Origin of the sequence: Glutamicibacter sp. 2E12, assembly GCF_050030965.1 — a bacterium.
Taxonomy (GTDB): domain Bacteria; phylum Actinomycetota; class Actinomycetes; order Actinomycetales; family Micrococcaceae; genus Glutamicibacter.
In genome coordinates this window covers 3,377,692-3,401,806 of record NZ_CP188297.1, presented here as the reverse complement: position 1 = coordinate 3,401,806, position 24,115 = coordinate 3,377,692, and the positions used below count along the sequence as shown (strand labels likewise).

General features: G+C 59.7%; 23 protein-coding genes and 3 pseudogenes. 12 read left to right on the top strand and 14 right to left on the bottom strand.

The annotated features are described in order from the left end of the window. Nucleotides 1-1,011: 1,011 nt before the first annotated feature. Entirely contained in the window at nucleotides 1,012-2,133 is a 1,122-nt protein-coding gene (locus ACP3TE_RS16000) for a helix-turn-helix domain-containing protein (RefSeq protein ID WP_426734220.1), read from the bottom strand. After that, nucleotides 2,126-2,833: a hypothetical protein gene (locus ACP3TE_RS15995; RefSeq protein WP_426734218.1), complete on the bottom strand. Its 708-nt coding sequence runs from the start codon at nucleotides 2,831-2,833 to the stop codon at nucleotides 2,126-2,128. The genes ACP3TE_RS16000 and ACP3TE_RS15995 overlap by 8 nt, the downstream gene beginning before the upstream one ends. Before the next feature lie 422 nt (nucleotides 2,834-3,255). Here ACP3TE_RS15995 and ACP3TE_RS15990 point away from each other — a divergent pair, with 422 nt between their 5' ends. After that, nucleotides 3,256-4,626 carry a hypothetical protein gene (locus ACP3TE_RS15990; RefSeq protein ID WP_426734216.1) on the top strand — a complete coding sequence of 457 codons (1,371 nt, stop codon included), beginning with the start codon at nucleotides 3,256-3,258 and terminating at the stop codon, nucleotides 4,624-4,626. A gap of 135 nt (nucleotides 4,627-4,761) precedes the next feature. Here ACP3TE_RS15990 and ACP3TE_RS15985 read toward each other — a convergent pair whose 3' ends face one another. Continuing rightward, on the bottom strand, nucleotides 4,762-4,872 hold the full coding sequence (locus ACP3TE_RS15985; protein ID WP_426734213.1) for a zinc finger domain-containing protein: 111 nt from the start codon (nucleotides 4,870-4,872) through the stop codon (nucleotides 4,762-4,764). 66 nt (nucleotides 4,873-4,938) lie between these two features. On the opposite strand from ACP3TE_RS15985, the gene ACP3TE_RS15980 reads away from it, so the two are divergent. The 5 genes and pseudogenes from ACP3TE_RS15980 (at nucleotide 4,939) to ACP3TE_RS15960 (ending at nucleotide 6,926) form a co-directional block, all read left to right on the top strand. Next, on the top strand, nucleotides 4,939-5,178 hold the full coding sequence (locus tag ACP3TE_RS15980; protein ID WP_426734210.1) for a hypothetical protein: 240 nt from the start codon (nucleotides 4,939-4,941) through the stop codon (nucleotides 5,176-5,178). Beyond that, nucleotides 5,175-5,483, top strand: a pseudogene (locus ACP3TE_RS15975) (hypothetical protein); the annotation flags it as partial. The gene ACP3TE_RS15980 and the pseudogene ACP3TE_RS15975, both read left to right, overlap by 4 nt. After that, entirely contained in the window at nucleotides 5,484-5,921 is a 438-nt protein-coding gene (locus tag ACP3TE_RS15970; protein WP_426736266.1) for a hypothetical protein, read from the top strand. Continuing rightward, nucleotides 5,918-6,574: a hypothetical protein gene (locus ACP3TE_RS15965; RefSeq protein WP_426734208.1), complete on the top strand. Its 657-nt coding sequence runs from the start codon at nucleotides 5,918-5,920 to the stop codon at nucleotides 6,572-6,574. The genes ACP3TE_RS15970 and ACP3TE_RS15965 overlap by 4 nt, the downstream gene beginning before the upstream one ends. Beyond that, a complete protein-coding gene (locus tag ACP3TE_RS15960) occupies nucleotides 6,561-6,926 on the top strand; it encodes a hypothetical protein (RefSeq protein WP_426734206.1) in 366 nt (121 codons plus the stop codon). Before ACP3TE_RS15965 ends, ACP3TE_RS15960 begins: the two co-directional genes overlap by 14 nt. A 123-nt stretch (nucleotides 6,927-7,049) precedes the next feature. Here the strand turns inward: ACP3TE_RS15960 and ACP3TE_RS15955 are convergent. From ACP3TE_RS15955 to ACP3TE_RS15930, 6 genes and pseudogenes are all read right to left on the bottom strand, one after another. Beyond that, nucleotides 7,050-7,232: pseudogene (locus ACP3TE_RS15955) on the bottom strand (zinc finger domain-containing protein); the annotation flags it as partial. Between the two features lie 460 nt (nucleotides 7,233-7,692). After that, a complete protein-coding gene (gene pdxS, locus ACP3TE_RS15950) occupies nucleotides 7,693-8,595 on the bottom strand; it encodes a pyridoxal 5'-phosphate synthase lyase subunit PdxS (RefSeq protein ID WP_105658267.1) in 903 nt (300 codons plus the stop codon). A 197-nt stretch (nucleotides 8,596-8,792) separates the two neighbouring features. Beyond that, nucleotides 8,793-9,407 carry a hypothetical protein gene (locus tag ACP3TE_RS15945; RefSeq protein ID WP_426734203.1) on the bottom strand — a complete coding sequence of 205 codons (615 nt, stop codon included), beginning with the start codon at nucleotides 9,405-9,407 and terminating at the stop codon, nucleotides 8,793-8,795. Nucleotides 9,408-9,560: 153 nt separating this feature from the next. After that, the gene (locus ACP3TE_RS15940; protein ID WP_426734200.1) at nucleotides 9,561-10,127 is read right to left on the bottom strand and encodes an HIT family protein; all 567 of its coding nucleotides are present in this window, start codon (nucleotides 10,125-10,127) and stop codon (nucleotides 9,561-9,563) included. Between the two features lie 23 nt (nucleotides 10,128-10,150). Continuing rightward, complete coding sequence (thrS, locus tag ACP3TE_RS15935; protein WP_105658264.1) at nucleotides 10,151-12,166, bottom strand: threonine--tRNA ligase; 2,016 nt, start codon at nucleotides 12,164-12,166, stop codon at nucleotides 10,151-10,153. Between the two features lie 120 nt (nucleotides 12,167-12,286). Next, on the bottom strand, nucleotides 12,287-12,922 hold the full coding sequence (locus ACP3TE_RS15930; RefSeq protein ID WP_426734197.1) for a winged helix-turn-helix domain-containing protein: 636 nt from the start codon (nucleotides 12,920-12,922) through the stop codon (nucleotides 12,287-12,289). Between the two features lie 80 nt (nucleotides 12,923-13,002). Here ACP3TE_RS15930 and ACP3TE_RS15925 point away from each other — a divergent pair, with 80 nt between their 5' ends. After that, nucleotides 13,003-14,370, top strand: coding sequence for an MFS transporter (locus ACP3TE_RS15925; RefSeq protein WP_426734194.1), 1,368 nt, complete (start codon nucleotides 13,003-13,005; stop codon nucleotides 14,368-14,370). 259 nt (nucleotides 14,371-14,629) lie between these two features. Next, entirely contained in the window at nucleotides 14,630-15,070 is a 441-nt protein-coding gene (locus ACP3TE_RS15920) for a VOC family protein (RefSeq protein WP_105658261.1), read from the top strand. 6 nt (nucleotides 15,071-15,076) lie between these two features. Here the strand turns inward: ACP3TE_RS15920 and ACP3TE_RS15915 are convergent. From ACP3TE_RS15915 to ACP3TE_RS15900, 4 genes and pseudogenes are all read right to left on the bottom strand, one after another. Further along, nucleotides 15,077-15,430 (bottom strand): annotated as a pseudogene (locus ACP3TE_RS15915) (nucleotidyltransferase family protein); the annotation flags it as partial. Between the two features lie 103 nt (nucleotides 15,431-15,533). After that, nucleotides 15,534-18,989, bottom strand: coding sequence for a DNA polymerase III subunit alpha (locus ACP3TE_RS15910; RefSeq protein WP_426734190.1), 3,456 nt, complete (start codon nucleotides 18,987-18,989; stop codon nucleotides 15,534-15,536). Between the two features lie 36 nt (nucleotides 18,990-19,025). Then, nucleotides 19,026-19,334 (bottom strand): DUF6504 family protein, encoded by a 309-nt coding sequence (locus ACP3TE_RS15905; protein ID WP_286172116.1) that lies wholly within the window; start codon nucleotides 19,332-19,334, stop codon nucleotides 19,026-19,028. Nucleotides 19,335-19,427: 93 nt separating this feature from the next. Then, nucleotides 19,428-20,354 carry an AraC family transcriptional regulator gene (locus tag ACP3TE_RS15900; protein WP_426734187.1) on the bottom strand — a complete coding sequence of 309 codons (927 nt, stop codon included), beginning with the start codon at nucleotides 20,352-20,354 and terminating at the stop codon, nucleotides 19,428-19,430. 80 nt (nucleotides 20,355-20,434) lie between these two features. On the opposite strand from ACP3TE_RS15900, the gene ACP3TE_RS15895 reads away from it, so the two are divergent. From ACP3TE_RS15895 to ACP3TE_RS15880, 4 genes are all read left to right on the top strand, one after another. Beyond that, nucleotides 20,435-20,878 carry an anthrone oxygenase family protein gene (locus tag ACP3TE_RS15895; protein WP_400289268.1) on the top strand — a complete coding sequence of 148 codons (444 nt, stop codon included), beginning with the start codon at nucleotides 20,435-20,437 and terminating at the stop codon, nucleotides 20,876-20,878. Nucleotides 20,879-21,055: 177 nt separating this feature from the next. Next, entirely contained in the window at nucleotides 21,056-22,141 is a 1,086-nt protein-coding gene (locus tag ACP3TE_RS15890) for an S-(hydroxymethyl)mycothiol dehydrogenase (RefSeq protein WP_105661387.1), read from the top strand. Continuing rightward, complete coding sequence (locus ACP3TE_RS15885) at nucleotides 22,141-22,770, top strand: MBL fold metallo-hydrolase (protein WP_105658255.1); 630 nt, start codon at nucleotides 22,141-22,143, stop codon at nucleotides 22,768-22,770. The genes ACP3TE_RS15890 and ACP3TE_RS15885 overlap by 1 nt, the downstream gene beginning before the upstream one ends. Before the next feature lie 96 nt (nucleotides 22,771-22,866). Beyond that, nucleotides 22,867-23,379, top strand: a complete 513-nt coding sequence (locus tag ACP3TE_RS15880; RefSeq protein WP_426734182.1) for a hypothetical protein — start codon at nucleotides 22,867-22,869, stop codon at nucleotides 23,377-23,379. Here the strand turns inward: ACP3TE_RS15880 and ACP3TE_RS15875 are convergent. After that, on the bottom strand, nucleotides 23,376-24,104 hold the full coding sequence (locus ACP3TE_RS15875; protein ID WP_332499405.1) for an SOS response-associated peptidase: 729 nt from the start codon (nucleotides 24,102-24,104) through the stop codon (nucleotides 23,376-23,378). The genes ACP3TE_RS15880 and ACP3TE_RS15875 overlap by 4 nt on opposite strands. Nucleotides 24,105-24,115: the final 11 nt, after the last annotated feature.

Sequence of the window (24,115 nt, the reverse complement as noted above, 5' to 3'; positions counted from 1 at the left end):
GCATCTCGTATGCATATGACTAGTTACCTCGGCGGTCAGGTAAGTTGATCACAATAGGCCTTGTTCCACGCACTAGTGCTCGCCAAACTGACCGTCATCATGGTGCCGGCGCTCCTCATACAGATCGCGCTCCTCGTCTGGGCCACTGCCGGAGTGCTGATCCTGCAATTGAACGGTGCGTTTCCATGGTAGTTCGCCGCATCCGGCGTGATCATAGTCGTCGCAACACTCCCTTTAATCGCCACCCAGCCACTGATGTAGATGTTAGGCTGTTCAGTCGCTGCACCTGGAGGGCTGCGTGATCGGCGTGGCAGCCATGACTTCGACGGCTCTGCGACCTATTGCTTACGTACTACCGCAGGCGATCAACACCCGTACACTAAATCTTGGGTCAACAGCGATTACCGGCTCCGGAGTACTGACCGCTTCAAACAGCCTTCAACTCATGCTCGCCGCCGTAGTTATCGCAGCAGTTCCGATCGCGCAGAAAATCCTATTGATCTGCGCGCTCAAGTTCCGCTGAAGACAGCGGTGTCGCTAGGGTTCGGCCAGCCGCGCTCGTCTGATATCCCTCGTTCCGTGGCGACGGGGACGCCTGGCCACATTGGTCACGAGTCCTTGAAACGCAGAAGTCCGTAGTCTCCACTAATTTCCCGGATCGCTTAGCGTGTTTTTGATGCGAGCGAAAGACGGACGGATGAGAACAACCCCGTGATCTCGTTGACCCAGGGGCTGTTCTCACGTTAACGGGCATAGCTCCATCGGTGGCTCGATCATACAGTGACCAGTTCGAAGTTGAGTGAATCGCAGACTTCCTTTATGCGAGGAACAGGTTTGTCAGGTACGTCGAACCCCGATCAGCGCAGTAGAGGCTGGCATCGACCATAGCGACCTCCGGCATGTAGCCCGTCGACATCTTCAGGTGAGGCCCGGTCTGCTCCCTCCCCACTTGCACGTGTGGCTCACCCCAGGCTCAACTAGGTAATGCGACGAGACTATCCGTTGAATCGCTCATTCGCCAACCACGAGGCGGAGCATCGGACGCTGGTCGGGCTCACCGAGCAACTCACGCACCTGCCGAGGGCCGATCTTAAGATGCTCAGCCAACACCGCAACACTGCCTCCGTGGTCGGCTGCGATTTCCGCCGCCTTCTTCAACAGTGTGGGCATCTCGCCGGGGTACGCGGTCGTCGGGTCGGTGTTCGGGTCCTCGGTCACCGCCAGGCGCTGGTAGGCCCTGCGCGCCGACGACTCGGTGGTTCGACCTCGCTCAACCATCCTTCGCACCAGAGAATGCGGGGAGACTCCCCACGTCCGGCCCAGCCTGTCGAGGGCCACGAGGTCAAGGCGCTGAGGAAGGAATGAATCCATCGCGGACGCAGGCGTGAGGAAAGCTGCGGCGAACTCGTCGGCCTCCTTTTCGATTCCGGCACTGTACTCGTCGGTGTCTCCATGCAGCAGGATGTGGCCAATCTCGTGGGCGACGGAGAATCGGTGCGGGAACACCTTCCCGCTCCGGCGGGGCGTCGTCAGGAGGACGGGGCGGTCCACGATCACCGCGGAGAAGGCGTCGACATCGTCGATTTCTCCGTCCGGGCGCACCGACACCACGATCCCGTGCGACTCGGCGGTCGCGACCAGATGCTTGATCGGCCCGTCCGGCAGACCCCAGTGGCTCCGAAGCCGGGCGGCTGCCACTGCCGGGCTCATCCCCGGCCTGATCTCGGGCAGGTCGACGTCTGGAAGCCTCACATAGCGCTCCAGGGCGAATGTCAGCTCCCAGACCATGGTCGCCGTCGCCAATGCCTTCTGTCGATCACTCACACGTGCTGAGCGCAAACTGCGGAAGTGCGCGTTGACCGTCTCGAATCGCGCCATTGGCCGTCCCACGCCGAAGAATTCCGGACGGACATCCAATGCGTCGGCCAAGCGCTCGAGAACATCAGCGCGAGGTGCGTTTACTCCTGCCTCGTACTGACCGATCGCCGCCGCTGAAACGCCTGCCCGCCCCGCGAGCTGTGTCTTGCTCATCGCGGCCTTCACCCTTGCCTGGGTAAGCCGCGCCGGCTCGAAGCGGCCAAGTACCTGCCGATGGCCGGGCATCTCGAACAGACCCGGCGTGTCGTCATGCATCGAACTGCGGCCTCTCCTGCTCCCGTGGCTCGAGGACAGGAATCACAGGAGCACCGCTGTCGAAGGATTCCACCTCGGACGAATCAGGCTCAGCCACGTGCTCAGGCTGCCAGATGGTGGCCTCCCCGCGGAGACGGACTTCCTCTGACTCGAGGTCGAGCTCGGCGACTGCCCACTCGATGGACTGAAGCTGTCGTGGCGACGAGTTTACCATCACGAGCACAACCGGCATCATGCCTTCCATCGAGCTCAGTACGGCTTCGAGATCGCCGAACGAATCAGACTGTGCGGTCAGATCATCGGTCGAAGAATCCCCCACTCCCGAGAAGTCAGGCCCGAACAGTGCTGGATCTGGCAGCGGCGCGCCGAAGCAGCTCATCTTGGTCGGGCTCGTGGCGAAGTGGGCCGGATCGCTCGTGGCCGGCACGCGCCAAACATAGAGGATGCAATCGTTGACGATAGGCACCTTATGTCCGGCTGGGGCCAGCCGGTGGAGATCGTGCCCACGGCTCTGAAACGCCTCTTGAACATCGATCAAGAGGTCCTGCCACAGAGTCGAGTAACCACGCGTGTTCCGCGTGTGCGCTGCCTGGTGCGCATCAGCGGCATAGCCGTGCCTTCTGCGCACCAAATTGGTCACTACTTCGCGGACCGTGTCTGCGTACCGGCCGAGCGCGTCGGCAGGTGAATCTGGAACCATCAGAGCCTCCTGTAACCCAGTTATGAGCCGACAGTCGACCCAATCATAACTTTAGTATGCCACATGATTCACGCACTATGACTTCAACTAGGCCTTTGTGTCGTGCGATCAATATCTTAAATGATGATTTTCGCAAGCTGACTTTCTTCCACAGCACTCTGGACGTCATACCAGAACGGCTCAACATCGAAAAGTGCCGGCCAAGCCTGAACGAGCCCATACAACAGCCTCCGGCATCGAGGGCAGATGCAGGACGTGTCCGCGCTGGTCTACTGCACCGCGCTCAGTCCTTGCTCGGTTTCAGGGCTGATCGAAGCAATCTCTTCCACCCATGAGCAATCGGACCGATGCACCGCTGACAGCGAACACGGCCCCGTCGGGCTGGCGTCCATATTGTCGGAAGGGAACGGTAGAAGTGAAATATGGACTCAAAAGCGCCAGGACGTAACCAGCTCCACACGACTTCCCGTGAGAAACAGCACGTCAGTTCTCGAAAGGCCGGCAAACAGGAGCAAAAAGAGAAACATGCCTCTCACCGAACGCAGCGGGTGAAAGTCCGAGGGCTTCTAATGAACCCGTCCGACGGCGACGGACCAGTCGAGATCTGCGTCAACTTTCAAGCCGACTGGGAGCTCGTCTACAAGAACCCTGAGATCCGGATAAAGTGCCTCGTGGAGTCCTGCGAAACCCTGCTTATGGCCAAGCGCATGAACAAGAGGGGGCTGCGCTTCCTCGCAGTCCGCTCCGGAGGTTGCTCGCATAACCTGGTAGACATGCCAGTGGAGCCCGGCGAGCTGGAGCAGGATCCATCGACTCTGGAAGGAGGCGGAGGGCCAGAAGGTAACGAGCACTTATGGAATAAAGGGCGACTGCTCAAGATCGTGCAGAGCCTTGGTGCCCAAGCTGTCCTGGAACACGCGCCGACACGAGCGGACGTCTTCCTTCCGGACGTGAACATCGCTCTTGAATACCAACGCTGGGATACCGACTTCCAGCAGCGAACGGAGCAGCGCGCCTTGGCGGGAGCTACTACCACAATCTGGTTGTTCCCCTGGCTGCCGTCTAAGACGCCAAAATCGAAAAAACACAGTGCATTCGATAACCAAGTATTCAAGCACGGCGGCATTTACGTAGCAGTCAAAAACATAGACAACCACTACGAATCCCAGTGTCCTTGGGAGGACATCACGCAGGAGCGCACGGCTCGCCTCTTTGCCAGTGGCTCGATCGCGGTATTCGACCCCGACCGCGGCGCGCTGGTCAGGACGTCGCGTTCACTGGCAACCATACTCGGCGAAATCATCGCCGGCGACCGAATATTAACGAACACATTCGTTTTCCGCAAGAGGGATGCTCGCGTAGTGCCGGCGAAGGTGTGGGTCCTGCGTGACGACCTCGCACGTGTCGAGTCCATGCTAACGGATCGCCGACGCGACGCGACGCAGACCACCGGCAAGGACTCGGCCCTAGTTTCGAACACGGAAAGGGTCGCCGAAACTGAACATCGGCAAGGGACCGGCTCATCCGCGGAGGTCAAAGGCAAGGAGGAGCAAGGTACATCTCCGGACTCAGAAACACCATCGGTTGAATCACCGAGCGAGATTCCTGACGTTGCCCTCGGCTCTTCCGCAGCAACAGCTAACACCGATACCAAACCAGTCACCGGGTCAGTTCCTCACGAACTTGCTCCCCCAACGAACCTTCACCCTATGACTCCGCCGTCGACGAATCCACTGAACGTCCCACGCCGATCGATGTGGAAAGCGATCACTGGCTGGTTACGCCGATTGTGAGACAGCAATCAGGATCCGATTCCGCCAGAACCATGATCGGTGACTTGACGCCCGGTAATTCTCAATCCTTCCACCGCGGGACTCAGCGGGAGGCGGAGGCTCTTAGCGCCCCTAAGCACACCGATGCCCTCGCAGCTAGAATCTCTTCTGGCAACTCGGGCAGAAGTGGCTCGAACGGTTTATGAACTCCTCGCGCACGATCGGAGTCAAACAGCGCGGACGCGGCTGTTCCGTGAGACCGAACACGCTCAGAGGCCGATCAGAGTACACACTACTGCCGGCCAGAGCGGGATTCCGCTAGCACGGCAGCGGATGGACTTCATCATCTTATTCTCCAACAGGCATCGCGTCGTGCTGGAAGTAGACGGGAAGCAGCACTACGCGAACGGTGACACTGCGAGTCCCGCACTTTACAGCGCGATGGTCGCCGAGGACCGCAATCTCTGGCTCGCCGGATACGAGACCTACCGCTTCGGCGATGTCGAGCTGATGAATGCTGGCTCAGACAAGATGCTCACCCGCACAAAGCAGACCTATAAAATGAAACCATGAAACCGCATCTAAATGACGCTACTCCGGGCATCCGGCCTGCGCGCGCACCCAATCGACCATTAAAACGAGCAAACATTAGCGAATCCACGCGAAGATATCTCTTATCTGAGTCCGGGGGTCACTGTCAGAACCCGCAATGTCGACGCGACTTGCACGCCATCGTAAATGGTGATGTTGTCGCTGAAAGGGCTCACATCATCCCCGCGAGCGCTGACGGACCACGCGGCGACGATGAGCCATATCTGGACGAAATTGCGCGAGCTAACGCTGCCAACATTCTGCTTCTCTGCCCGACATGCCACACTATGATTGACCGCGCCCCCGACGATTTCCCCGTGGCGCTGCTGCGAAGCTGGAAGCGCACCAGCCAGAATGCGAGGGAGACTGCGTTCGGCATTCCCACGTTCGAGAACCGCGTCGAGGCTCGCGCGTACCTCGCAAGGCTTCTAGACGCGAACCATCAGGCATTCCAAGCGTACGGCCCTATCGAAGACTTGCACGACGAAGACCGTGCGTGGATGTGGAAGGAGCTGGTGAAGCGCAATATTGTCCCGAACAACGCAAGGATCGTCGCCTTTCTGCAAGCGAACAGCCGTCTCCTGACGGCTGACGAACTTACCTTGGCAAGTCAGTTCGAACTGCACGCGCAGCAACTAGCGGACCGGCACCTCAATGATAATTGGGCGGCCGGCACCCTCAGATTCCCTGAAGGGTTCGACAATATGATGGAGGACGCTTCTTGAATATTCGTGACTGGGTGCGGGAAAAGCTCGCGAATGACGGGCTCACTGCCGAGCCCGTTGGAAGCGACGCGCTCGCTGTGTCGACGAGCTCACGCCCCCGGCCGGCGGTTATCGTCGTCCCCGAGCCTATGCAGGAAGTATTCGGTGTTCCTCAACTGAACGTGGTCACCGGCGACTATCCGGCAGTCGATGCAGTTCTCCTCATACGACGGCCGGCAGATGAAGCTGTTTTCACCGCGGCTTCTGAGCGCAGCATTCAGATCGACACCTTTGGAAACGTGGTCCGAGCGCTCGAAGAACAAGGCGAAATGAGTCGCTACCAGCATCCGAAGGAGAGATATCTGCGGTCCCGCATCAGCAGGCTACCCGCGGTGCGAAAGATCCATCGGATAGGGCTCTCGGCATGGGGCATCGAGCGAAATAACGGTCGGACATTACTAAAGATCATCACGCACGATCGCTATGAATTTCCGGTGTCTGAGCTACGTCAAGTGTTGAATACGCATCCAACTTTTCGGCCAGACGCGGTGGTGATCACGAACCCCAATGCGAGCGGCTTCAGCACTGTTGTCACCGAAATCGCTCAGCAGGAGGGGGTACGACTCCTCCTCCTCCCCGACTTCATCGAAGGCATCAGACATGCAACCATCTGAGCGCTGGCCGGTACTCGGCGAGCTATGCCGTGCGGCTGAGCAGATCGGAAGCCTTGAGCTGCGCCTGTTCGGCTCAGCTCTATACTCAATAAGTCCCAGCGATCTCGACGTTCTTGTCCTGTACGACAACCCTGCGAAGCTGAACGCTCTCGTGAAGGCTGACCTCTGGGAAATGTACGTGCCGCCAATTGATCTGATAGGCATGACGCACGATGAAGATTTCGAACTGAAGTTCACCGCAGGAACGGGAGCGACTCCACTTTCCGGACGAAGACACTACAGACTAGTAGCAACCTCTACGACCGCAACTGATCAATCAGCCCCAGAGGGTGCCGAGCGAACGATCGCATGAGTTCCCGGCAGCAGTTGCGATGAAAGACCGACGGTATACGCATTGACATACAGCAGGGCGAGGGAGTGGCCGCACAACGGCTTCCCGAATAAACTCCCGATTCAGCTCTGCGTTTACGCTCAACTACCGTTTTCGCTGGCAGACCGGGCAAAAATGGCTGGAGCGGTTCATGAACTTTTCCCTTACGATTAGCGTGCCACAGCGCTTGCAGGGACTTCCCGCAAGCCCATAGACATTTAGACTCCGATCAAAGTAACCCGATTTTACGTTCACATTGACGTACAGGCCTTCGAAACTCGTCCCACTTCTGTATATATACCGCCCCATAGTGAAGAAGTATGTCGAGAAGTATGTCTCGGCCTGCGAGTCGCCGGCTTGCCCTCGCGGAATCGGAGAAAATAGCGGCCTTTGTCCGACTGGCAACTGTCGAGAACCAAAACGACTTCCCAGTCTGATGTGACGCATCTGATCAGCGTTGCGTGAGATTGACGTTATACAGACATGTATTGGATCGGTGAAAATGCTCAAAAGGTCAATTCACGTCGACGTCTCGCAGGAGGCCGCAGTTGCCCCTTGCTCACAGGTAGCACACGAGTTTCACCAACCGACGCATAAATTTCTTTAAAGACATACCATCACCAAACCGCAGCATCGACGGATACCTATCTTAGACCACAGCATCGGCCTCTGAACAACTATGAAAAACAAGGACCCACGCCACCGAATTCCCGCTGACGTGGGCCCGATTTGTCTTGTATTTCAGTTTTTACCAGCCGCGCTCCGAAAGGCGGTGAGGTACCGGCACGTCGGCGACGTTGATGCCGACCATGGCTTCGCCCAGACCGCGGGAGATCTTGGCCAGCTCGTCCGGGTTGTCGAAGAAGGTCGTCGCCTTCACGATGGCCTCGGCGCGCTGCACTGGATTGCCGGACTTGAAGATGCCCGAGCCGACGAAGACGCCATCGGCGCCCAGCTGCATCATCATTGCTGCATCGGCCGGGGTGGCAATGCCGCCCGCGGTGAACAGCACTACCGGCAGCTTGCCGGTCTGCGCGATTTCCTTGACCAGCTCATACGGTGCCTGTAGCTCCTTGGCAGCCACGTACAGCTCATCTTCCGGCAGTGCGGCCAGCTTGGCGATCTCTGCACGGATCTTGCGCATGTGCCCGGTGGCGTTCGAAACATCGCCGGTGCCGGCTTCGCCCTTCGAGCGGATCATCGCGGCACCTTCGTTGATGCGACGCAATGCCTCACCGAGGTTGGTGGCGCCGCAAACGAATGGAACGGTGAAAGGCCACTTATCGATGTGGTTCTCGTAGTCTGCTGGCGAAAGGACCTCGGACTCATCAATGTAGTCGACGCCGAGGGACTGCAGGATCTGCGCCTCGACAAAGTGGCCAATACGAGCCTTGGCCATCACCGGGATGGACACCTCGGCGATGATGCCATCGATCATATCCGGGTCGCTCATGCGCGAGACGCCACCCTGGGCACGGATATCCGCAGGAACGCGTTCCAGAGCCATGACGGCCACGGCACCTGCATCTTCGGCGATGCGTGCCTGCTCTGGGGTGACTACGTCCATGATGACGCCGCCCTTGAGCATTTCGGCCATGCCGCGCTTGACGCGGTCCGAGCCAACGACGGAGTTCTGGTTGTTCGTAGACATGGTGTGGAGGGGTTCCTTTCGACACTGCGGTGACTCGTTTTTGCCCCAGAATTTCGGGGATATAAGCGAGGTGGTACGCCAGTAATCGTAGGATCGCTTTGCTTTATTACCTCGCGTGTTGCGTCACAATGTTACACCGGGAGACTTGTCCACTGATCAGGGGTTAGTGCGTAACATAGTCATTCAAGCTAAAACTGCTAGTCAGAGATGATTTTTGCGCGCAGTCGAGGGTTTCCCTCCAATAGCTCAGCGACAATGTTTTTTGCTGGTTTTTCATTCGCGTCATATTCGCCAGTTTCCATGCGCGCCACTTCATCTGACATGTACTTCACCAAGTGCACGTCCCCATCAATCTTGCCTGCCACTGCCTGCAACTGTTCGGCGTAGTCCAATAGCTGCGTGGTGCAGGCCCGGGTGAAAGATGGATCAGGATCGTCGGCGCGTTCGTGGATGCCGCTGAAGCATTCGGCCAGCTCATCAATCCCAGGCTTCGCAGCTTCCATTACTTGGAGCAGTGCGCGGTCATCTGCCCGTGCTGTGCCTAAGAGCCCGAGGCGGTAGTGGGATTCGGTGGCCACGGCCGCTGCGAGCCGTTCCAGCGGATCCAGGGTATCCAACCAACCGCGCAGGAACGTATCGCAGTTTGCATCGTGCTCGTAGCCCAGTTCTTCAAGCAGCTGATCAATCATGCCGATCGAGTAGCGGGCCGCTCCTTGGATAGCGAAACGCATTTCATGCTCGGAGCCGCTGATAATCCAGTCGCGGATGTCGTCAATGGTGCCGATTGGTTCGGGAGACCTGGGAATTTTCAACGATGCTCATTTCATGGGGAAGTTGTTCCACTATGCCACCATAATCCGCCGCATTCTTATTTTCACAGGTCAAGACGGTTGTTTTGGCGTTAAATGACATTGGGCCCGACAGGACATTTCCATGTCCTATCAGGCCCGTGTGCCGGTTAGTGCCTAGTTCGGTGTTTCGCTGTCCCATGCATCAGCAATGGCACTGCGAACCTCGGACAAGGTCTGCGGGATGGCTTTTGTCTGCGCGATGATCGGGAAGAAATTCCCATCCCCGTTCCAGCGCGGCACGATGTGCTGATGCAGGTGCGCGGCGATGCCTGCCCCCCCGGCTTCGCCCTGGTTCATGCCCAGGTTGAAACCGGCGGGGTTGGAGACCTTGCGCAGCACGCGCATTGACTGCTGCGCCAACGCTGCCATTTCGGCCGTTTCCTCCACCGTGATATCGGTGTAGTTGGGCACATGGCGGTACGGGCACACGAGCAGGTGGCCCGGGTTGTACGGGAACAGATTCAGGATCAAGTAGCAGGTTTTGCCACGGTGCACGATCAGCGCTTCTTCGTCGGTACGCCCAGGACCGGCGCAGAATGGGCAACTGGCCTCATCCTTGACCTGGTCCTGTCCGCCCTTGATATAAGCCATCCGGTAGGGAGTCCACAGGCGCTGGAACGAATCCGGCACTCCGGCGAGTTCAAAGTCGTCGGTGACGGACCGGTCTGCTTGTTCCTGCATGCTTGGTGGACTCCCTATCCGAACTAGTTGTTGTTGTCGCGGCTCTTGATGGCTTCAACGATGCGGGCTACCGCATCGTCGACTGGAACCTGGTTCTCCTGGCTGCCATCGCGGAAGCGGAAGGACACGGCGTTTGCATCGGCATCTTCGCCACCGGCGATGAGCACGAATGGAACCTTGTCCTTGGACGCGTTGCGGATCTTCTTCGGGAAGCGATCCGTCGAGTCATCCAGTTCCACGCGGACACCCTGCGCCTTGAGCTTGGCAACAACTTCACCGAGGTAGTCGTTGAAAGCCTCGGCCACTGGGATCGCGCGAACCTGTACCGGCGAGAGCCATGCGGGGAAGGCACCTGCGTAGTGCTCGGTGAGCACGCCCAGGAAGCGCTCGATGGAACCGAACTTCGCAGCGTGGATCATCACTGGTTCCTGGCGGGAACCGTCGGCAGCCTGGTACTCCAAACCGAAGCGCGCTGGCTGGTTGAAGTCGTACTGCACGGTGCCCATCTGCCAGGTACGGCCGATGGCATCCTTGGCCTGGACCGAGATCTTCGGACCGTAGAATGCGGCTCCGCCTGGGTCGGCAACCAGTTCGACGCCGGATTCGGTGGCGACGCGCTCCAGCACGGCGGTAGCTTCATCCCACTGCTCATCCGAGCCGATGAACTTGTCCGACTCCGGATCACGGGTGGACAGCTCCAGGTAGAAGTCGTCCATGCCGAAGTCGCGCAACAGCGAGAGCATGAAGTTCAGCAGGTGCTCAACCTCGGCCGGTGCCTGCTCCTTGGTGACGTAGGAGTGGCTGTCATCCTGGGAGAAACCGCGCACGCGGGTCAGGCCGTGGACCACGCCGGACTTCTCGTAGCGGTAGACGTGGCCGAATTCGAATAGGCGCAGCGGCAATTCACGGTATGAACGTCCGCGGCCGCGGAAGATCAGGTTGTGCATCGGGCAGTTCATGGCCTTCAGGCGGTATTCCTGGCCCTGCTTGGTGATGTTGCCATCTTCATCGCGCTCTTCATCGATGTGCAGCGCAGGGAACATGGTGTCCGCGTAGTACGGCAGGTGGCCCGAGGTGTGGAACAGCCCATCCTTGGAGATGTGCGGGGTGCCCACGTACTGGAAGCCTTCTTCGACGTGGCGGTCGCGCACGTAGTCTTCCATCTCGCGCTTGATGATGCCGCCCTTGGGGTGGAACACCGGCAGGCCCGAGCCCAGCTCATCGGGGAACGAGAACAGGTCCAGTTCGGCACCGAGCTTGCGGTGGTCGCGGCGCTCGGCTTCGGCCAGGCGCTCCTGGTAGGCCTTCAGGTCGTCCTTGGTTGGCCATGCGGTGCCGTAGATGCGCTGCAGCTGCTTGTTCTTCTCGCTGCCCAGCCAGTAGGCGGCAGCCGAGCGGGTCAGCGCGTAGGCGTTCTTGATCAGCTTGGTGTTCGGCAGGTGCGGTCCGCGGCACAGGTCCTTCCAGACAGTGTCGCCGGACTTGCGGTCCACGTTGTCGTAGATGGTGGTTTCGCCAGCGGCCACCTCAACGGTGACGCCTTCGCCGGAAGTGTCGGCGGAGTCGGCCTTGGCCAACAGCTCGCACTTGTATGGCTCGTTGGCCATTTCAGCCTTGGCTTCCTCCGGGGAAACTTCGCGGCGGACAAAGAGCTGGTTCTGGTTGATGATCTTCTGCATCATCTTTTCCAGCTGCTTCAAGTCTTCTGGGGTGAATGGGTCCTCGACATCGAAGTCGAAGTAGAAACCGTCGGTGATGTAGGGGCCGATTCCCAGCTTGGAGTCCGGGCGCAGCTGCTGCACAGCCTGGGCCATCACGTGGGCGGTCGAGTGGCGCAGCACCTCCAATCCTTCTGGATCATTGATGGTTACGCGGGTGACAGTGGTTCCGGCTTCCAGTTCGCGGGCCAGGTCGCGCAATACGCCATCGACGTGCATGACAACCACGTCTTTATCGTTGGCAAAATGCTGCAGACCGGTCGTTCCCGCGTCCACCTGTACCTGCTCGCCGTCAATGGTGAGAGTCAGCTGCTCGCTCATGAGATCGGGTTCTACCTTTCAATCTGTGATGGCTTCATAGCTTGTGGCATACCTTGGCCACAGCCAGCCAGAATCCAGTTTAGTTCAGGACCCCACCTCAGCGTGCGTTTACCTCGGGTTTTACGAAGATTGATCGCCCTCTTGTGACTCGTTCAACAGCGAATCTGCGTTGAACAGGCTCATGACATGCCAGATTTCACGATCGCCCGCGGGCTGCGAACTGGTGACTTTGCCGTTTTTCAGATCCTCGCGGAAAGCCGGAATCACTTCTTCCATGCGGCGCATGAGTTCGTCGCATTCATCTTGGGTAAGCATCAGGTTGCTCGTTTGCATCTGCGCTTTAATCTCCCCGGGCTCTTCGCCGCGATAGTGCCTTTCTGCATGCCGAAGCGTCGCTTGCAGGCGGCGTTGCTCGTCATGGACCACTTGGCTGAGGTAGGCATCCATAGCCGTCCCGGTCTGGTCCTCCGGGCGCTCTCCCGCTTTGCCGGTCGTATAGCCGCGAGCCGCAGGTTTCCATACGCGGTCACGCCTATCGCGCGCCAGTTCCGGAACTTCAACGATCATGTCGGCTTTGGCCAGCTCACGCAGATGGAAACTGATCTTGTTCGCGGGTACACCAAGAGCCTGCGCGAGGTCTGCCGCGCGTGCGGTTTCCATTGCCGAAAGCGCGTCAAGGATTTGCCGACGCAAGGGGTTTGCGATGGCCTTGAGCATGGGGGTGGTGAATGTGACCGGTGGCTCATGGTTGCTCATAAGCACAGCATAGCAATCCCACAAATAAAGTTGCGCAAATTCTATTGCGCAACTTTATTTGCGAATCTATAGTTGGTGCCATGACCAGCATCCAGGCCAACGATCCATCAGGCACCACAGCGATTATCACGGAGCCTTTGCCGCCTTTGCGCGTGCAGCGCAACTACCGGATGTGGCTGCTGGCGGACTCAACGGCTTTGCTGTCGGGCAGTATTTACGGGTTCATCTTTCCTTTGATCTTGCTGTCCGCTACGGGGTCCCCGGTTTTGGCCGGAACCCTGGCCGCAGTGGGAATGGCAGCACGGGCGAGCGTAATCTTGGCCGGCGGAGCCATGGCGGATCGTACCGACAAGGCTCGGATGATTCTCATAGGAAGTTTCGCCGGTGCTGCAATCACAGCAGCCATGGCCCTGGGCAGCAGCGTCGGTCCACTGCCGGTTGCCTCCTTATGCCTTGCCCACATCCTTATGGAACTGCGCGGCGGGTACTTTGGGTCGACAACCAATGCCGCCCTAAAGGATCTCGTACACCCCAAACAGCTCGGCCGCGCGATGGCCGCGAATCAAGGCCGCGACTCGGTGCTGATGCTCGGCTCCGCTCCCCTGGGCGGCGTGCTTCTGGGCTTAGGCGGTGGCATTGCCCTGCTCATCGTCAGTGTCCTGAATCTGATCGCTGCGGCCAGTGGATTTGTGCTGCGTCGTCCATTGCGGGCAGCCAATCGATCTGGGCAAGATTCCAATGGCACCAGCAATGATTCCGAGGAGGAAGTGGCCCACGGAATTCTGGCAGGCATGCACTGGTGCTTTTCCCGGCCACAGCTGCGCGCTCTGCTGATTTTGATTACTGTCGTCAACATCGGCGTCAACGGGCTGATGACAACGCTGATCTACGGACTTCAACAGCGTTCCGAAGAACCTTGGGTTATCGGGTTAACTTCTACCTTCATGGGCGTTGGAATGCTGCTCGGATCGTTGGTCGCAACGAAGCTCATCGATAAATTCCGCAGTGGTTTACTTGCCTGCGCCTGTCTCACCATTTTGGGTGTAGCCATGCTGCTCATCGGGTTTAATACGAACCTGCTCTGGATGGGGACCATGCTGATGATCAGCTTCCTCAGCGTTCCAGCTCTCAACGCTGCGGTGGGTGGATACTTCATGGCATCCATTCCGAAGCAAATGTCTGGGCGCGCTAATTCCCTAATCACCTTTATGGCTTTGGCCGCTTTGCCCTTATCTCCGCTGGTTACCGGCTTTGGTCTGGAATCGGTCGGCATGGGACCGACGCTGATATTTTTCGGGGCATTCGTTTCCTTAGCAGCAGTCATGGCCTGGCTCTCACCGCAGGTACGGCGCATACCCCGTCCTGAGCATTGGGTGGCGACATCGCCCGAACTCACCGTCGCATCCGCCCCTCAGCAATCCCCCGCCCCAGCGGCCTCCACCGAATAGGAGTATCCAAAGCGAATTCCGATCCCACATCGCCCAGCGATTACCGGCTCAAGCGATCAGCCCGGAAGCGAATCTTCAGCAGCGAAAAAAGATACCGCCATGCTTCTGCGTTGACGCACCAAGCCGACGATGCAGTTGCCCAGGCGAGGTATCAAGCGCTGCGCAACGAACAATGGATCTATTTATAAGGAGGCAGGAAAAGTCTTGGAAGATCCGCAAACCCATGGCTTTCATTTTCAACCCCTCCTACCCTAGGAATATGAACAAACCGGCCCCACCTGTCATCAGTGCCATTACCCTCGGAGTGCGCGATGTCGGTGCTTCCACGAAGTTCTACACCGAGGGCCTGGGGTTTGAGCTGGTCCAGCCAGCCCACCCGGAAATCGCTTTTGTCCGTGCCGGCTATGGCTTGATGCTCGCCCTCTGGGATGTGAAGCAGATGCCCAGCGAGTACGGCGACGTCGGGCACAGCCAGCTGGCGCCACCGATCTCACTGGGACACAACGTGCACTCTGACGCAGAAGTGGACCGACACTACCGGCGAGCGCTGGATGCGGGAGCGACTTCTGTCACCGAACCGACGGTGCAGCCGTGGGGTGGCAAGAGTGCCTGTGTGGCTGATCCGGATGGCTTCCGCTGGGATTTTGTGCACAACCCGTCATTTGTCGTCGACGCCGATGGGCATGTTTCCTCGGTTTGAGAATTATCAGTTTTCAGTGATCTTCCTTGATGCCTCCCGTTGCGAGGGTTCATCACTAGTGCCTGCAAAGCAGCAGGCCTTCGCTGCGAAGTGGTCGATGGCGTCCGTGACGCTGAGGAAGGGAATAGCCAGCGCCCCAAAGGGCTCTTCGTACCAAAGTTGGACGCATGCTCCGTTGCGTACTTCGATTTCTGCGTCCATGCCCTTGAAGAGGACTTTGGCTCCACGAATGAGCGCATCTTCGGCCTCCCAGGACGTATCTTCATCGAAGTAGATGAAGTCGTAGTCACGAATTCCTCTTTGCGGATCTTTGCCTTCGAGCACGTTCCAAACTGTTTGGGATAGTGCACCTGCAGTGAGCCACCAATCATCTGTGCTTACGCCCGTTCTCCCCTCACATCAGGTATCTCTCCTATTGGACCCGATGTATCTGTTAGGTAAACCCTGTCAGCGAACTAGCTCATCAGGCCCCTCTCTGGTCCAGGCCTTCAGCTTCCATCCGTTTGGCAAGTTCCCCGACACTTTCGATCTTGCGTGCTCCCTCGCCGAGGTTTGGCCGATAGCTTGGTTGCGGCCGGGTGAGCTCCGCGAGGTAGCCTGCAGCAGGCAGGGTCTCCGGCTGATGCAGGTCCCAGGCGTTCAGCGCTTGGAGGGAGATGCCGCGCGGTCCGGTACGGCGTGTGACCCCGTGGATGAGCAGCATGCGTGTGGAGAAGAGCAAGGGCGCTGTGCGCTGCTGCGTGTCATCGAAGAAGGTGGCGTCGATGCAGCCAGTCCCATCATCCACGGAAATGAAGACCACACGCTTGCCTCCGCGCATGGGAGGAGTCTGAGTGGCCACCCGTACCCCGGCGACCAGAACTTCGGTTCCGTTGCGCAGGTGCAGCAGCTCGGCTGCCTGCGTAATGGGCAGGTGCGCCAGCCGTTGGCGGTACGAGGTGATCAGATGCTCGCTGGCGTCCAGATGCATGAGGTCCAATTCGGTACGTACTACTTCCGCGGGATCCAGTGCTTTGCCGGTCTGGTCGATATATTCGATCTGCCCCAGATCCAGGGCAAGTTGTCCGGGTCCCGGCCGGTATTTGGCCGGAAGGGAGCTGTGCGCCATGGATTGCGTGTGGGCGATCATGTCGGCACGGGAGGTCCCGGACAATAGGGAATCGAACACTCCGAGCGCTGCAAGGTTCTGGTAGGTGCGTCGCGAGAGTCCTGCGCGGGCGCGGACATCGGCGAGGTACTCATAGGGCTGGCCTGCGACCAGGCGTTGTACTTCGCGTTCGCTCATCTGGTGGATATCGCGGAAGGCCAGACGGATTCCATAGCGCCCAGGGCGCAGCGAGCTGGGTGCGCGGGGCACCACAGGAACCTTCGCTGGAGCGGATTCGAATATTCGTTCGACTCGGTAGTGCCCGGTGGATCGGTTGATATCCAGCGGAAGGATGGGAACGCCCATTCTGCGCGCTTCGGAGACCAGCAGCCGCTTGGGATACATGCCCGGGTCGTGCTCCCAGATCCCGGCAAGGAAAGCTTCGGGGTGGTGCGCCTTGAGCCAGGCCGAGTGGTAGGTGGGTACGGCAAAGGCAGCCCCGTGGGCCTTGCAGAAGCCGAAGGAGCCGAAGCCGGAGAGCACCTCCCAGACTTGGTCAATGGTTTCCTGGCTATAACCGCGCTTGGCCGCTTCGGCGCGCACATATTTCTCTACGGCTGGTTCCTTCTCCGGGTTGCCCAGCAGGCGCCGGTAGACATCGGCCATGCCCAATCCGCATCCGGTGAGCACATCAAGCATGCGCAGCACCTGTTCATGGAAGACGGTCACCCCGTGGGTTTCGGCGAGCGCCGGAATCAGATCCTCGTGCAGGTATTGGGCAGGGGCGAATCCGTGGCGGTGCTCCAGGTAGGGCTTGACCATATTCGACTGCATGGGACCCGGGCGGAACAGGGAAATATCGATGATCAGGTCGTTGAATTCGCGGGGCGCGAGCTTGCCGATCAGTTCGCGCTGCCCCGGGGATTCGATCTGGAAGCAGCCCAGCGTATGGGTGGAGCGGATCAATTCGAAAGTGGGTTCGTCATCCAGTGGCACCCTGGACAGGTCTATCGCTCCGGTAGCGGAGATATAGCTGTCGTCGGCGTGCCCTCCGGCGCGGGCGGCCGCTTGCTTATCCGGGTGCATGCGGGCGATCTCCTCGAGCGTGTAGGCGATGGCTGATTGCATGCGCACACCGAGCACGTCGAGCTTGATCAAGCCCATCAGGTCCATGTCATGCTTGTCGAACTGGCTCATCTGCAGTCCGATGCCCGAGGGCTGGACCGGGGTGCGGTCCAGCAGGCTCGCGTCGGAGAGGATCACCCCGCAGGGGTGCATGGAGATATGCCGGGGCAGCCGGTCCAGGCGCTCGGTAGCGTCGATGAGGATATCGAGCTGGGTGTCATCGGTAATGCGTTCTGCCAATGCGGCCAGCTCCGGCTTCTCGGTGAGCGCTTCGCGGAAAGAGGATGCGGAGAAGCGCCAGAGCTGCTTCGCGATCTCATCCACCTGCTCCTGCTCTACCCCGAGGGCGGCTCCTGCATCACGGACCGCGCCGCGCGCACGGTAGGCGTTCTGCATGCTCATCAGGCTGACGCGCTCTTCCCCGAAGCTGGAGAAGATCTCGCGGTAGATCTCGTGGCGGCGTGCGGATTCCACGTCGATGTCGATATCCGGCAGGGTGGTGCGGGTATCGGAGAGGAAGCGTTCGAACACCAGGTCGTGGGCCAGCGGGTTCACCTGGCTGATGCCCAGCAGGTAGTTCACCAGCGAGGAAGCACCGGAGCCGCGGGCGGCCACGCGGATTCCCATGCCGGTGATCAGCTTGACGGTTTCGGCGACGGTCAGGAAATACCCGGCGAAGTCCAGCCGGTCGATCACCCCAAGTTCCAGAGCCAGCTGTCTTTCAATGAGGCTGGGATTGGCGTGCGGCAAGAGCCCAGGCACCGCTGCATGGACTCGCTCGGTGAGTTCTTGCATGGCCGGACGGTGCAGGCCGATGATCTTCGCTTCGGGGATCACCGGCTGCTTCCATCCAAGATCGGCTACCGGGTCCGCCGCTGCCCATTCGGCGAGCGCTTCAGTTTCCCGCAAAAGCTGCTGCGCCCAGCTCCTTTCTGTGGCTTGGCCGATCTCCTTGGCCAGCTGGCGCATCTGGGGCGGGGTTTTCAGCCACCCTTGGCCATTGGGTTGGCAGGAGTCCAGGTTCTTCAGGCTATGCAGGGCGCGCGCCGAGTCCAGGATGTCTGCGGTAACCGCTCCATCGGGGTCCACGTAGCGCACGGCGTTGGTGAGCACGGCCCTGATCCCCCGCTCCTGGGCGTAGCGCAGCAAGCGGGCTGCTTCACCGAGGCTGTAGCGCGATCCAGGGCTGGAGAGGTGCGTGGTGATTTCCACTCGCAGCATCTTTCCCAGCCGCTTCTTCCAGCTGGCAAGCAGTGCCCGGGCTTGGGCGTAGCTTCCCTTGAGGATTGCGCGGGCCACGTCTGATTCGCCGCCGAGCAGGATCATCAGGTTTCCGGCAGCACCCAGGTGTGCCAGCTGCTCGGTTTTCAGCCCCGGAACCCCGTGCGCAGTGCTGTGCGCGAGGGTGATGGCTCGGCACAGCGCCGCATACCCTGCGCCATTGCAGCGCCCACGGGCCAGCAGGACAATCCGCCCTTGGGTTTCTCCGTGGTTATCGAGCACGGCAAGGTTCACCCCGAGAATCGGGTGCAGCCCTTCTGCCATGCAGGCCGCCACATGCTTGACCGTTCCATAGAGCCCATCCCGGTCAGTCAGCGCGAGCATCTGGGCACCCTGCGCTTTGGCCGCTTGGGCCAGCCGCTTTGGGTGCGAGACTCCGTAGTGGGCGCTATAGGAAGAACTGACGTTCAGGTGGGTGAAGCTCATGGAGGTCCTTCGAATATATGTTCCCCTGCAGGGGAATTAGGCGCTGCGGGCCAGCGACTCATGCACACGCACCAGACGCCACCGTTCGGTTTGCGCATCAAAACTCACATCAACGCTGTGCACTTGCCGGGATCCGCGCACCGCGACCAGTTGCAGGCGCCACATCTCATAGTCGGCAATCCCCGCACCGGCTCCGCGAGGAATCCGCAGGTTTTCATCCCACCATTTGCGGCGTTCGAACCAGCGCTGAGGCTCGGCCACCAAGCGATAGTCCTGCCCTTGCCAGCTCACGCGCAACGGCATTCCATCAGCTGCACGAGTAACCTCGATCGACTCGGTGAACATCCCCACGTGTGCACTCCTTACTTAGTAGAACCATTCTATTCGAACACGTGTTCGAATGACAGTTACACTAGTCAGTGCGACCGACAGTTTGGGTTAGCCAGATGCAGCGGATCTCAGCGCCGACGGACTGGTTGAATAAGCCCTGCGAAAGGCAGCGCTGAGCGCAAAGGGTGAAGAATATCCGACATCACGGGCAATCTGCGACAGCGGTGCATCGCTGGCGAGCAGCGCATCATGAGCCAACGCCAGACGCAATTTGGTGAGGTACCCCATGGGCGCGGTGCCCATGGCCTGGCGGAAGGCTGGCGAAAAAGCCGAACGGGACATCGCAGCTGTTCTGGCCAGCCCCTCCACGCTCCACGCTCGAGCTGGTTGCGCCCACATCGCCCCCACCGCCAACCCAATGCCTGGCGCCGCCGAGCGAAGCACCCTGGTTCCCGGCAAGTGCTGCAAGGCGCAGATCGCCAGAATGTCCAGCAGCCGGTCCAATACCACTTGCTGGGCGGGACCCGCACTTTCGGCTTCGGTCGCCAGCAGTTCAGCCCATCGCCACGCCGCATCGTCATCGATAACTGCCAGATCGGTACCCTCGCAGACAAGATCAGCGAGAGCGCTGGTCGTAGTGAAGGTGCCAACCAGTAGCTGGTCGGGGCCATTAGGCGAATTGCCCCATGCACGCACCCCATGGCGCAACTCCTGGACCATGGCTCGGCCCGATGGCCCCAGGCATTGCTGGCCCGGGGCAATGGCATAGTTGCCAGGCGCCGCGGACGGAAGAGTCTGGGCGCTGGCCGAGCGAACCTCATAGGAGGCTGATCCGCAAATGACGACCAATTCCCCTTGCCGCGCCACCACGGACTTTTGTCCTCGTTGCACCCTGCAGGATCCCGAGCGCACCGCCAAAATCGTCAGCGGGCAAAGATCGCGAACAGCAACACTCCACTGGCCATCCATGCACATGCGGAGAATGAAGGCTTCACGAGCCCGTGGGCCAGAAGGGAAAAATGCATCGGGTCTCACGCCACCACTCTGGACGATTGCGTATGCATTGTCGAGCCTTGAGCATTCAAAATCCTGCCCAACATCTGTTGAATGAAATCATGAACCTGCCGTTGCTTACTATTTTCCTGCCGCTGCTGACAATTGCCACCGGCTTGATCATTGCCGGATTCTACGTTTCCTTCACCCTCGTGGTCTTCCCTGCGCTAGCGCGAATGGATGATCGCTCCGCAAGCACGTTCATGGTCCACGTGAACAGATACGCCCAACGGCCCCCATTCCTGAGCTTGTTCTTCCTCGGCTTGCTCGCCAGCACCGGATGCCTTGCCCTCTCCATCGTCCACGAGAATATCCGCATATCGATCGGAGCGGCACTGGTGCTTAGCGGTGCCCTGCTCACTATCGGGGTCAATGTTCCGCTCAATCGGCGACTGGAGCAGAATTCGTTGGCTTGGGCGAAATACGAGCCACGGTGGATCAGGGCCAATGCCGCGCGAGCACTGGGTTCCGGCCTAGGCGCTGTCCTCCTGCTCAGTGGTGTTTGAGCTGGATGCAGCACTCCTGCCCCGTCACATCCATTCCGGGGGCAACCCGTGATCGACCTGCACAAATTGGCTCTGCGCGAAACTGCCTGCGTCATTGTGTCTCGAATGCTCGATTAGCACCTGAGACACCGATAGCATCGAGAGAGCACTAGCCAATCGTTCCAGGAGCTAAATCCCATGTCCCATAAGGTCAAAGCCGTTATTTCCCGCGTCAAAGACGCACCCGTAGAGGTCGTAGACATCATCGTTCCGGATCCGGGTCCCGGAGAAGTAGTTGTCGATGTGCTCACCACCGGTGTCTGCCACACCGACCTGCACTACAAGCTCGGCGGAATTGGCGACGAGTACCCGTACCTGCTGGGCCACGAGTCCACCGCAGTAGTCAGCCAGATCGGCGAGAACGTCACCAACGTCAAGGTCGGCGACCGCGTGATCCTGAACTGGCGTGCAGTCTGCGGCCAGTGCCGCGCTTGCGCCAAGGGCGAGCCGAAGTACTGCTTCAACACCTTCAATGCCACCCAGAAGATGACCCTGGAAGATGGCACCGAGCTTTCCCCAGCGCTGGGCATCGGGTCCTTCGCCGAAAAGACCCTGGTCCACTCCGGCCAGTGCACCATCGTGGATGAAGAAGCCGACCCGGCCGCAGTAGGCCTGCTCGGTTGCGGTGTCATGGCCGGCATCGGGGCAGCGATCAATACCGGCGAGATCAAGCGCGGCGAGTCCGTCGCAGTGATCGGTTGCGGTGGCGTCGGCGCTGCTGCCATCGCCGGCGCGCAGCTGGCCGGCGCAACCACCATCATCGCGGTGGACGTGAACCCGGACAAGCTGGAAGGCGCCAAGAAGTTCGGCGCCACCCACACCGTGGATTCTTCCAAGGTCGACGCCGTGGAAGCCATCCAGGCGCTGACCGGCGGTTTCGGCGCCGACGTCGTCATCGACGCGGTGGGCCGCCCGGAAACCTACAAGCAGGCCTTCTACGCCCGCGATCTTGCTGGCCGCGTCGTATTGGTAGGCGTGCCAACTCCGGAGATGAAGCTCGAGCTGCCGCTGCTCGATGTCTTCGGCCGCGGCGGCTCGCTGAAGAGCTCGTGGTACGGCGACTGCCTGCCAAGCCACGACTTCCCGATGCTCGTCGAGCAGTACAAGCTCGGCCGCCTGGATCTGGATGCCTTTGTCACCGAACGCATCACGATCGATGAAATCGAAGAAGCGTTCACTAAGATGCATGAAGGCACCGTGCTTCGTTCGGTGGTGGAGCTCTAGTGGCCGCCCGCATCGAGAACGTCGTCACTTCCGGCACCTTCTCCCTGGATGGCGGGACGTGGGATGTCGATAACAACGTCTGGATCGTCGGCGATGATTCCGAGGTGATGGTCATCGACCCGGCACATGATGTAGCCAAGATCCGCGAAGCTGTGGGCGATCGAGAAGTCATGGCCGTGCTGCTTACCCACGGGCACGATGACCACATCCGCGCGGCTGGCGAATTCGCCGACGCCGTGGATGCACCGCTGTTCTTGAACCCGGAAGACCGCATGCTCTGGGAAGCTGTCTACCCCGAGCGCGATGTGGACGCAGAAATCAGCGAAGGCGATTCATTCACCATCGCCGGCACCACGCTGACCGCCCTGCACACCCCGGGGCACTCTCCGGGCTCAACCTGCTTCTACGCCGAAGACCTCGGTGTACTGTTCAGCGGTGATACCCTGTTCAACGGCGGCCCGGGGGCTACCGGTCGCAGCTACTCCAGCTTCGAGACGATCGTCGAGTCGATCCGCACCAAGCTGCTGGTCCTGCCAGCTGAAACCGTGGTCAATACCGGCCACGGCGATGCCACCTCCATCGGTGCAGAAGCGCCGAACCTGGATGAATGGATCAAGCGCGGTCACTAAGCACCACGCATCGAGCGGCAGCAGGCCTTTAGAGCCGGCTGCCGCTCGTGTTTAAAGTTGATGCGCAAAACATCTGGTGATGGCAAGATTAAATACATGCCTTCAGATAAACGCTACAAGTCCGCCACTGCCTTATTCCTGGGCGCAGCAGTATTCATCATCGTCGGCATCGTCGTGCTGTGGTGGGACAGTCAGCAAGAAGTAGTTTTCTACTCTGGATCCTATGTACCGCTGGTCGAAGACTCTGAAATCTACTTCGGCCCGGGTCCCGCCGAAATTTTCGGTTGGGTGCTGGCTTTGCTCGGCGTTGGCGCGCTGGGGGTTGCCGGCGGCTTATCGCTTCGCCAGCTCGCTCGGTTCAAGACCTGGTTCCTGATCGCCGGGCTGCTGTTGGCAGCAGGTGGCATCGGAGCACTGCTATGGGACTACAACCAGGTTCGAACCTTCGGCTGGTTCGCCTATGCCCCGCTGAGCGAAGCAGCATTCGTTCCTGACAGCGCAGCCCACGTCATGGGCGAGCTGGGACTTGTGGCAGGAACCCTGCTGGCCAGCAGCTACCTGGGGTTCCGGCTCGGGTCCAAGCCCAGCGGATCAGCCATCCGCGGCTAAAACAGCGAGTTGTTGTGCGCCGCAATCAGCTCCGGCGAATTATTGCGCACATTGCCAACAGCGGTATCGACCTCATGCATGGTCCATTGGGAAGCCACATCGAAAGCTTCGGCGCGAATCTGCTCGATCAGCCCTTCACCGTCTTCCTCGGCAGGGTTCATCCACCGGCCCATCATCTCCTTGCCCAACGGAATGGGCAGGCGATCATGCAGGCCCGCAAGTTCGCCGAGCACCCCGGGCTCCTCCGCTGAAGGCGAATCCATGGTCATGATCGAGGTGGAAAGAATCCAGGACCCGTCCTGGTCCTTCCACCATTCGTAGAGGCCGGCGAAGAAGATCAGCTTTCCATCCTCGCGATGCACGTAGAAGGGGCGCTTTTTGCTGCCTTCCTTTTTCCATTCGTAATACCCTTCCACCGGGACGACGGCACGGCGCTTCTTCACCGCCGAACGGAAGGTCGGCTTGGTGCTGGCCGTCTCGCTGCGCGCATTGAAGGCGCGCACCCCGACCGCGAGCTCCTTGGCCCATCCTGGCACCAGCCCCCACCGTGCTACATGGATCTGGCGGTGCAGCTCATCGTCGATCAGCCGCTCGAGCACAACTGGCACGTCGGTAGTCGGAGCAACGTTCCAGGACTGGCGCAGTTCCAGATTGGCGTCCGCTTCCGCCTCGGCCTCTGCCACCAGATCGCCGATGGCTTTGGCCATCACATATCGTCCGCACATCGCCTACCCCT

Coding starts and splice junctions, on each gene's coding strand:
- ACP3TE_RS16000 (WP_426734220.1), bottom strand. CDS start 2,133: ATGCATGACGACACGCCGGGTCTGTTCGAGATGCCCGGCCATCGGCAG.
- ACP3TE_RS15995 (WP_426734218.1), bottom strand. CDS start 2,833: ATGGTTCCAGATTCACCTGCCGACGCGCTCGGCCGGTACGCAGACACG.
- ACP3TE_RS15990 (WP_426734216.1), top strand. CDS start 3,256: ATGGACTCAAAAGCGCCAGGACGTAACCAGCTCCACACGACTTCCCGT.
- ACP3TE_RS15980 (WP_426734210.1), top strand. CDS start 4,939: ATGGACTTCATCATCTTATTCTCCAACAGGCATCGCGTCGTGCTGGAA.
- ACP3TE_RS15970 (WP_426736266.1), top strand. CDS start 5,484: ATGATTGACCGCGCCCCCGACGATTTCCCCGTGGCGCTGCTGCGAAGC.
- ACP3TE_RS15960 (WP_426734206.1), top strand. CDS start 6,561: ATGCAACCATCTGAGCGCTGGCCGGTACTCGGCGAGCTATGCCGTGCG.
- pdxS (WP_105658267.1), bottom strand. CDS start 8,595: ATGTCTACGAACAACCAGAACTCCGTCGTTGGCTCGGACCGCGTCAAG.
- ACP3TE_RS15940 (WP_426734200.1), bottom strand. CDS start 10,127: ATGCAGGAACAAGCAGACCGGTCCGTCACCGACGACTTTGAACTCGCC.
- thrS (WP_105658264.1), bottom strand. CDS start 12,166: ATGAGCGAGCAGCTGACTCTCACCATTGACGGCGAGCAGGTACAGGTG.
- ACP3TE_RS15930 (WP_426734197.1), bottom strand. CDS start 12,922: ATGAGCAACCATGAGCCACCGGTCACATTCACCACCCCCATGCTCAAG.
- ACP3TE_RS15925 (WP_426734194.1), top strand. CDS start 13,003: ATGACCAGCATCCAGGCCAACGATCCATCAGGCACCACAGCGATTATC.
- ACP3TE_RS15920 (WP_105658261.1), top strand. CDS start 14,630: ATGAACAAACCGGCCCCACCTGTCATCAGTGCCATTACCCTCGGAGTG.
- ACP3TE_RS15910 (WP_426734190.1), bottom strand. CDS start 18,989: ATGAGCTTCACCCACCTGAACGTCAGTTCTTCCTATAGCGCCCACTAC.
- ACP3TE_RS15905 (WP_286172116.1), bottom strand. CDS start 19,334: ATGTTCACCGAGTCGATCGAGGTTACTCGTGCAGCTGATGGAATGCCG.
- ACP3TE_RS15895 (WP_400289268.1), top strand. CDS start 20,435: ATGAACCTGCCGTTGCTTACTATTTTCCTGCCGCTGCTGACAATTGCC.
- ACP3TE_RS15890 (WP_105661387.1), top strand. CDS start 21,056: ATGTCCCATAAGGTCAAAGCCGTTATTTCCCGCGTCAAAGACGCACCC.
- ACP3TE_RS15880 (WP_426734182.1), top strand. CDS start 22,867: ATGCCTTCAGATAAACGCTACAAGTCCGCCACTGCCTTATTCCTGGGC.
- ACP3TE_RS15875 (WP_332499405.1), bottom strand. CDS start 24,104: ATGTGCGGACGATATGTGATGGCCAAAGCCATCGGCGATCTGGTGGCA.